This is a genomic window from Mycetohabitans endofungorum (assembly GCF_002927045.1).
Lineage (GTDB): Bacteria > Pseudomonadota > Gammaproteobacteria > Burkholderiales > Burkholderiaceae > Mycetohabitans > Mycetohabitans endofungorum.
On record NZ_PRDW01000031.1, the window covers coordinates 1 to 10,085 of the forward strand.

Annotated in this window: 1 protein-coding gene; it reads right to left on the reverse strand. The window is 59.9% G+C overall.

Features of this window, described 5'->3' with window-relative positions; translation table 11 throughout:
• A partial coding sequence (locus B0O95_RS14855) for a non-ribosomal peptide synthetase (RefSeq protein WP_146064109.1) occupies positions 1-10,085 on the reverse strand: 10,085 nt, incomplete at both ends.

A 10,085-nucleotide genomic window follows, 5' to 3' on the forward strand; every position in this document is an offset into this window, starting at 1 on the left:
AGCAGGTCCATCGCTTGGCGGACCACCTCCATTAAGTAGTTGGCACTGGGGAAATATTGCACCACCGAGTTGATCACGATGGTATCGAAATACCCGGAGGGTAAGCCCTCGGTGACATGCGCAGCCTGCGTGCGCAATTGAACACGGGAAGCCAGTTCCGGCTGCTGCGCCACCTGAGCGCGCAATGTCTCAATGGAAGGCGCAGAAAAATCCGTGCCCCAATACGCGTCACAATGGGGCGCTACATGCGCGAGCAGCAGTCCCGTGCCTACGCCAATCTCCAGCACCCGCCGCGGTTGCAACTCACGGATACGCTCAACCGCATCCGTGCGCCACGCTTGCATATCCGCTAACGGGATCGGTTGACCGTCGTAGCTGCTCTTCCAGACGCTAAAATCCTCGCCGAAAGGATAAACTTGTTCATTACTATAATAGGCATCATAGACGCTTTGCCATTCGTCGACTTGGTTTGCCTCTTCTGCAAAATCAGATTGATTAGAAGTATCGCCAAGCACAACATAGCCGACTAACTGCTTATCTCCAAAACGATTTTCGCGCGCGATAACGGCTGTTTGCGCCACAGCAGGGTGACGTTGAAGGACAGCCTCGATTTCACCGGGCTCAATCCGGTAACCGCGAATCTTGACTTGCTGGTCGCCGCGGCCAACGAACGCCAAATTGCCATCGGGCCGATAGCGAGCCAGGTCACCCGTCTTGTACATGCGCGCGTCGGGTGCATCCGAGAACGGATTAGGTACAAAGCGCTCAGCCGTCAATTCTGGACGGTTCAGATAGCCACGGGCGACACCGGCACCACCGATGTATAGCTCTCCGACCGCACCCAACGGCACCGGCTGGCCATACGCGTCAAGTAGATAAATTTGCGTGTTCGCAATAGGTCTACCAATAGGGGTTGTCAGTCCAACCGCATCTTGATGCTCAGCAATACAGTAAATAGAAGACCAAATGGTGGTCTCAGTAGGTCCGTACAAATTCCATGTAACTTTAGTAGCGTCGCGAAGCCGTATTGATAAACTAGACGGTAATGCTTCTCCTCCGCATAAAGCCGTCAGACCGGGCATATGCTTTGACCGCTCTAAAAGAACCCGCCAAGTCGCTGGCGTGGCCTGCATCAAGCTAATTTCTTGTTCGTCAATAAGCTTTTGAAGTATGCTCGGGTCGGTAACTTCCCTACGGCTAGCAATGACGACTGCCGCACCATGGCTCATCGGTAAGTAAAGCTCTAAGCCAGCAATATCAAAAGAAATACTGGTCACGGCAAGCAACCGGTCGTGACTCGACATGCCAGGAGAGGAAGACATCGAAACTAGGAAATTGACTACATTACGATGTTCGATCATGACGCCCTTGGGTTTGCCGGTTGAGCCGGATGTATAAATCACGTAGGCAAGATCGCGGGCGGTAAGGCCTGAGATAGACGGATTGGTATCCGCCAGGGGAGGCAGCTCATTTGGATCAATCACCGTGCACGACGCGAGCGCTACCTCTCCCAACACGGCGCAGCCAACCGCATCGGCTAACACGATTGCCGGCGCCGCATCATTAAGAATATGCGCGAGGCGCTCGGACGGATACGCGGGATCGAGCGGCACATACGCGCCACCAGCCTTCAAAATCGCCAATAGTCCTACGACCATCGCCGTTGAGCGCTCGACGCAAATCGCCACTCGAGCGTCCGGCTTAACGCCCAGTTCAATGAGTCGGTGCGCGAGGCGGTTGGCTCGTGCATTCAATTGCGCATAGCTCAGTGCCTGCTCTTCATACACCAGTGCAGTGGCATCGGGGCTGCGCTGCACCTGCGCCTCGAACAATTGATGAATACACTGGTGGGCTGGGTAAGGAGCCGCCGTCGCATTCCATGTTTGCAGCAGTAGCTGACGCTCATCCGCTCCCAGCATCTGAAGCGTTGCCACCGGTTGCTGTGGGCAGGCCACCATCGCCTGCAACATCGTCGTCAGATACCCCACGTGTCGCTCGATCGTCGCGGGGTCAAACAGCGCACTCGCATAGTGCAACGACCCGGTGATCTGCTCACCGGCCTCATACAGATGCATTTCCAGGTCGAACCTAGCGATGTCGTAATCGAAATCGTCAAGCGTGACACCCAGATCCGGCAGTCGCCATTGTTCTATCTCATCACTCTGCCACGCAAACATCACCTGAAACAGCGGCGTGTGATTGAGCCGGCGCATCGGCTGCACGATCTCGACCACTTGTTCAAACGGCAGATCTTGATGCGCCTGCGCGTCCAGCGTCGTGCGCCGCACACGCTCGAGCAGTTGCGTGGTCGTCGGTTCGCTCTCCAGATTCACGCGCAACGCCAGCGTATTGACAAAAAAGCCAATCAACGGCTCGATCGCAGCATGCCCCCGGTTGGCGCTGGGCGTGCCAATGACCACATCATGCTGGCCCGACAGGCGTGCGAGCACCGCGCTCCACGCGGTAAGCACCGTCATAAATAGCGTCGTGCCGTGCTCACCGCTCAGGCGCTTGAGCGCTTGCGTGGTTCGTGCATCGATCTGCACCGGCACATGCGCGCCGGCAAACGACTGTTGTGCCGGGCGCGGCCGATCCGTCGGTAACTCCAGCAGCACCGGCGCATCGGCCAGCGTCGTGCGCCAGTAGTCGCTCTGCGCTTGAAGCCGCTCACCTGACAGCCACTGACGCTGCCAGGCCGCGTAATCCGGATACTGGATCGCCAGCGGTGGCAATGAATCAGCTTGGGCTCCGACACTGGCCGCGTACAGCGCGCTCAACTCGCGCACCAGCACGCCAAACGACCAACCGTCCGACACGATATGGTGCATCGTGAGCAGCAACCTGTGCTCGTTATCAGCCAATTGGATGCCACACGCGCGGATCAGCGGCCCGTGCACCAGATCAAACGGCGCGCGCGCTTCATCGGCGGTCAACCGCGACAGCTGCGCGTCGGCATCGGGCACGCCGCGCAGATCATGCCAGTGCAGCGGCACGCCTGTGCCGCCCGGCAACAGCCGCACTTGCGGCTGACCCTCGACGCTCACGAACGTCGAGCGCAGCGCCTCGTGACGCGCGAATAGGGCATCCAGCGCTTGTTGCCACGCAGCCCGATCAAGCAGCCCGCACACACGCAGCGCCAGCGGAATATGATACGTATCACTGACCTCATCGAGCTGCGCAAGAAACCATAGCCGTTGCTGCGCGAACGACAGCGGCAAACTGCCTTCGCGTGAGATCGGTGTGATTTCAGGCAACGCATTGACTTGCTGGTTCAGTTGCGTGCTCACCACCGACGCGAACGCGGCCAGCGTCGGCGATGCAAAGAGGGCCGTCAGCGGCACGTCAGCACCTAGCAGCGCGCCGACTCGGTTCATCAAACGCACTACAAGCAGAGAATGGCCGCCGAGCGCAAAGAAGCTATCGTGCCGGCCGACACGCTCAACGCCCAATAGCTGCGCCCAGATCGTCGCGAGCGTGGTCTCCAATTCGCCTTGCGGCGCTTCATACGCTTGATGCGCAAGCGCGTCGGCGTCTGGCTCAGGTAGCGCACGCCGATCCAGCTTGCCATTGGGCGTCAACGGCAACGCATCGAGCCGCACAAAGGCGGCCGGCACCATATAGTCAGGCAGCCTGGCCGTAAGATACGCGCGCAACGCATGGGCAAGCTGTTGATCCGGCTCGGCCACCACGTACGCGACGAGCCGCTTGTCAATTCCCTCACCCAATGCAAGCACGACAGCTTCTTGCACCTGCGGATGTCTAACCAAGCATGTTTTAATCTCGCCCAACTCGATTCGAAGACCTCGAATCTTGACCTGGTGATCATTGCGTCCCAGAAATTCCAAATTCCCGTCAGATCGGTAACGCGCTAAGTCACCCGTCTTATACATGCGAGCGCCCTCACGATCGCTAAACGGATCGAGCAAGAAGCGCTCGGCGGTCAGGTCAGGTTCATTCAAATAACCACGCACGACACTGGCGCCGCTGATGTACAACTCGCCAGTCACCCCCAGCGGCACCGGCTGACCGTGTCTATCCAGTAAGTAAAGTCGGTTATTGGCAATGGGCCGACCAATCGGAATAGTGTCCTGCGCATAATCTGCTGGACAAGTCCACGCCGCCACACCAATCGTTGCTTCGGTGGGGCCATACAAGTTATGCAGTTGGGCGTGGGGTAAAAGACGCTGGCAAAGCCGGACATGCGTACTCGTGAGGGCTTCTCCCGTGCAAAGCAGGCGTTTCACCGCCGTGCAGCGCTGAACACCGTCAGTGGCGAGAAACATGCTGAGCATGGAGGGCACAAAATGAACCGTCGTGATGCGCTGCCGGATCATCAACTCCATTAACGCAGACGGATCCCTATGCACACCGGGCGCTGCCACGACGAGGGTCGCGCCATTGAGCAATGTGCAAAAGCACTCCCAGACCGAGACATCGAAAGTCAAGGGCGCCTTTTGCAGGACACGATCGTCAGGCGTCAGTCCATACGCTTGTCGCATCCAAACGGGATGCTTCATCGACGCTTGATTTTTCTTATGCGCGTCGTCCAGTTGCGTGACATCAAATAGATGGGCAATTTGAGCATGCTCGACCATGACGCCCTTGGGCATGCCGGTCGAGCCGGACGTATAAATCACATACGCCAGATGGCGAGCGCTCAATCCAGGCACCTGTGGATTGGTGGTCGCGCTTTCTGGCAGTACGTTAGGGTCCAATACGGTTAATGACGCCATAACCGTGTCGCCCAGCGCAGACTGACCAGCCGTATCCGCTAACGCGATGGCTGACCCCGTATCAGCGAGAATATGCGCGAGGCGCTCGCACGGATACGCGGGATCGAGCGGCACATACGCACCGCCCGCTTTCAGAATCGCCAATAGCCCCACGACCATTGCCGGCGAGCGCTCGACACAGATCGCCACTCGAGCGTCCGGCTTAACGCCCAGTTCAATGAGCCGGTGCGCGAGGCGGTTGGCCTGTGCGTTCAATTGCGCATAGCTCAGTGTCTGCTCTTCATACACCAGCGCAGTGGCATCGGGGCTGCGCTGCACCTGCGCCTCGAACAATTGATGAATGCACGGGTGGGCTGAGTAGGAAGCCGTTGTCGCGTTCTCCGTCTGAAGCAGCAACTGACGCTCCTCCGGACCCAGCATCTGCAGCGTTGCCACCGGTTGCTGTGGGCGGTCCGCCATCGCCTGCAGCATCGTCGTCAAATACCCCACGTGCCGCTCAATCGTCGCGGAGTCAAACAACGCACTCGCATAGTGCAACGACCCGGTGATCTCTTCACCTGTCTCATACAAGTGCATTTCCAAGTCGAACCTAGCAATGTCGTAATCGAGTTCGTCAGGCGTGACTTCCAGCCCGGGTAGGCGCCACTGTCCTGTCTCATTGCTCTGCCACGCGAACAACACCTGAAACAACGGCGTGTGATTGAGCCGGCGCGGCGGCTGCACAACTTCAACCACTTGCTCAAACGGCAGATCTTGATGCGCCTGTGCGTCCAGCGTCATGCGCCGCACGCGCTCGAGCAGCTGTGCTGTCGTCAGCTCGCCCTCCAAATTCACGCGCAACGCTAACGTATTGACAAAAAAACCGACCAACGGCTCGATCGCAGCATGCCCCCGGTTCGCGCTGGGCGTGCCAATGACCAAATCGTCCTGGCCTGACAGACGCGCGAGCACCACGCTCCACGCCGCAAGCACCGTCATAAATAGCGTCGTGCCATGCTCACCGCTCAAGCGCTTCAGTGCACGCGTGGTTCGCGCATCGATCTGCACCGGCACGTGTGCACCAGCAAACGACTGTTGCGCCGGGCGGGGCCGGTCCGTCGGTAGTTCCAGCAGCACCGGGGCGTCAGCCAGCGTCGCACGCCAGTAGTCGCTCTGCGCTTGAAGCCGCTCGCCCGACAGCCACTGACGCTGCCACGCCGCATAGTCCGGATACTGGATCGTTAGCGCTGGCAGCGGATCGGCTTGCGCCCCAACGCTTGCCGCGTACAATGCACTGAGTTCTCTTATCAGCACGCCAAGCGACCAGCCGTCCGACACAATATGATGCTGCGTGAGCACGCACACGTGTTCGTCATCGGCAAGCTGAATGACGCATGCACGCATCAGCGGTCCGCGCGCCAAATCGAACGGCGCGTGCACTTCATCGGCGGTCAAACGCATCCGTTGCGCGTCGGCATCGGATACCCCACGCAGATCATGCCAGTGCAGCGGCACACCTGTGCCGGCCGGCAACAGCTGCACCTGCGGCTGACCCTCGACACTGGCAAACGTCGAGCGCAGCGCCTCGTGGCGCGCGAATAGCGCATCCAACGCTTGCTGCCATGCAGCCCGATCGAAAGGCCCACGCATACGCAGTACAAGCGGGATGTGATAGGTACCACCGACCTCATCGAGTTGCGCGAGGAACCATAGCCGTTGCTGCGCGAACGACAGCGGCAAGCTGCCTTCGCGCGAGACCGGCGTAATCTCAGGCAGCGCACTGGTTTGCTGGTTCAGTTGCGCACTCACCACCGCCGCGAACGCGGCCAGCGTCGGCGATGCAAAGAGGGCCGCAAGCGGCACGTCGGCACCCAGCGCACCGACTCGGTTCATCAAACGCACCGCAAGCAGCGAATGGCCCCCAAGTGCAAAGAAGCTGTCATGCCGGCCGACACGCTCGACGCCCAATAGCTCCGTACAGATCGTCGCCAGAGTCGTCTCCAATTCGCCTTGCGGCGCTTCATACGCTTGATGCGCGAGCGCGTCGGCGTCTGGTTCGGGTAGCGCACGCCGATCCAGCTTGCCGTTGGGTGTTAAGGGCAACGCATCGAGCCGCACAAACGCGGCCGGCACCATATACTCGGGCAAGCGAGCGGCTACATGCATGCGCAACGTGCTAGCCAGCGCGTCATCCGGCTCGGCCACCACGTACGCGACAAGCCGCTTATCCATGCCCTCGCCCCGCACGAGCACCACCGCATCGCGCACCTGTGTGTGCGCAGCCAGGCACGCCTCGATCTCACCGGGCTCAATGCGAAAGCCGCGAATCTTAATTTGGTCATCGTTGCGGCCCACGTACGCTAAATTGCCGTCGGACAAATAGCGCGCCAAATCGCCCGTCTTGTACATCCGCGCATCCGGTGCATCCGAGAACGGATCGCGCACAAAGCGCTCGGCGGTCAACTCCGGACGGTTCAGGTAGCCCCGTGCCACACCGCCCCCGCCAATGTACAGTTCCCCAACTGCGCCCAGCGGCACCGGCTGGCCGTGCGCATCGAGCAGATAAATCTTCAGGTCTGGGATCCGTACGCCAATCGGATTACCCGCTTGCTTACTGTCCTGTTGTCGAAGCGGCCGGTAAGTCACATGCACGGTGGTTTCGGTAATCCCATACATGTTGACCAATTGCGGACGGCGTTCATCGCGCGTGGCATACCATGCCTGCAAGAGGGCAGGCTCCAGCGCCTCTCCACCAAAGATCACATAGCGTAATTGATCCGATAAGGCGCTTTGTGCTTGGCTAGCGATAAACGCCTTAAACGCACTAGGCGTTTGGTTTAGTACGGTGATGCCTTGCTCACAAACCAATTGGTGAAACGCTTGGGCAGAGCGGGCAATATGATGGGGCACAATGACCAGTTTGCCGCCGTAACGTAACGCGCCCCATAGTTCCCACACGGAGAAATCAAACGCAAACGAGTGAAACAGGCACCAGGTATCGTGCTCATTGAATCCATACCAGGAGTGAGTCGCGTCAAATAGCCGCACCACCTGCGCATGCTCAACCATCACGCCCTTAGGCATGCCTGTCGAGCCGGACGTATAAATCACATACGCGAGATCGTGCGCCGTCAGGCCTGACACTGACGGATTGGTATCCGCAGCCTCCGGCAACCTATTGGGATCAAGCACCGTGCACGAGGTAAGTACCGCACCACCGAGCGCAGCGCGCCCAACCGCATCCGCTAACACGATCGTGGGTGCGGTATCGGCGAGAATATGCGCGAGGCGCTCGGACGAATACGCGGGGTCGAGCGGCACATATGCACCACCGGCTTTCAGAATCGCCAATAGCCCCGCGACCATCGCCGGCGAGCGCTCGACACAGAGCACCACTCGGGCGTCCGGCTTGACGCCCAGTTCAATGAGCCGATGCGCGAGGCGGTTGGCCCGTGCGTTCAATTGCGCATAGCTTAGTGCCTGCTCTTCATACACCAGCGCAGTGGCATCGGGGCTGCGCTCCACTTGCGCCTCAAACAACTGATGAATGCACGGGTGGGCTGGGTAGGGAGACGCTGTCGCATTCCATGTTTGCAGTAACAACTGACTCTCATCCGGCCCCAGCATCTGAAGCGTTGCCACCGGTTGCTGTGGGCAGGCCACCATCGCCTGCAACATCGTCGTCAGATACCCCACGTGCCGCTCGATCGTCGCGGGGTCAAACAACGCACTCGCATAATGCAACGCCCCGGTGATCTGCTCACCGGCCTCATACAGATGCATTTCCAGGTCAAACTTGACCATGTCGTAATCAAGCTCGCCAGGCTTGACATCCAGCTCGGGTAAGCTCCATTGCCCTGTCTCATTGTTCTGCCACGCGAACATCACCTGAAACAGCGGCGTGTGATTAAGTCGGCGCGGCGGCTGTACGATCTCGACCACTTGCTCAAACGGCAGGTCTTGATGCGCCTGCGCCTCCAGCGTCGTGCGCCGCACGCGCTTAAGCAGTTCGCTTGTATTGGGCTCGCCGGATAAGTCGACACGCAACGCTAGCGTATTGACAAAAAAACCGATCAACGGCTCGATCGCAGCATGCCCCCGGTTGGCGCTGGGCGTACCAATGACCAAATCATCCTGGCCTGACAGGCGCGCGAGCACCGCGCTCCACGCGGCGAGCACCGTCATAAATAGCGTCGTGCCGTGCTCACCGCTCAGGCGCTTGAGCGCTTGCGTGGTTCGTGCATCGATCTGCACCGGCACATGCGCGCCGGTAAACGACTGTTGCGCTGGGCGCGGCCGATCCGTCGGGAGTTCCAGCAGCACCGGGGCGTCAGCCAGCGTCGCGCGCCAGTAGTCGCTCTGCGCTTGAAGCCGCTCACCCGATAGCCACTGACGCTGCCAGGCTGCATAATCCGGATACTGGATCGTCAGCGCGGGCAGCGAATTGGCCTGCGTCCCAACGCTTGCCGCGTACAATACATTGAGCTCTCTTATCAGCACGCCAAGCGACCAGCCGTCCGACACAATATGATGCTGCGTGAGCACGCACTGATAGTTGTCATCGGCGAGCTGAATGACGCATGCACGCATCAGCGGCCCGCGCGCCAGATCGAACGGCGCATGCACTTCATCGGCGCTCAAACGCGACAGCTGCACGTCGGCATCGGGCACCCCACGCAGATCATGCCAGTGCAGCGGCACGCCTGTGCCGGCCGGCAACAACTGCACCTGCGGCTGACCCTCGACACTGACAAACGTCGAGCGCAGCGCCTCGTGGCGCGCGAATAGCGCATCCAACGCTTGCTGCCATGCAGCCCGATCGAAAGGCCCGCGCACACGCAGTACAAGCGGGATGTGATAGGTACCACTGACCTCATCGAGTTGCGCGAGGAACCATAGCCGTTGCTGCGCGAACGACAGCGGCAAGCCGCCTTCGCGCGAGATCGGTGTGATCTCAGGCAGCGCACTGGTTTGCTGGCTCAGTTGCGCATTCACCACCGCCGCGAACGCGGCCAGCGTCGGCGATGCAAAGAGGGCCGCAAGCGGCACGTCAGCACCCAAAGCCCTGACCCGGTTCACCAAGCGCACCGCAAGCAGCGAATGGCCCCCGAGTGCAAAGAAACTGTCATGCCGGCCGACACGCTCCACCTCAAGCAATTCGGCCCAGATTTGAGCCAGCGTGGTCTCCAATTCGCCTTGCGGCGCTTCATACGCTTGATGCGCGAGCGCGTCGGCGTCTGGCTCGGGTAGTGCACGCCGATCCAGTTTGCCGTTGGGTGTTAAGGGCAACGCATCGAGCCGCACAAACGCGGCCGGCACCATATACTCGGGCAAGCGAGCAGCTATATGCGTGCGCAACTTGCTGACCAGCGC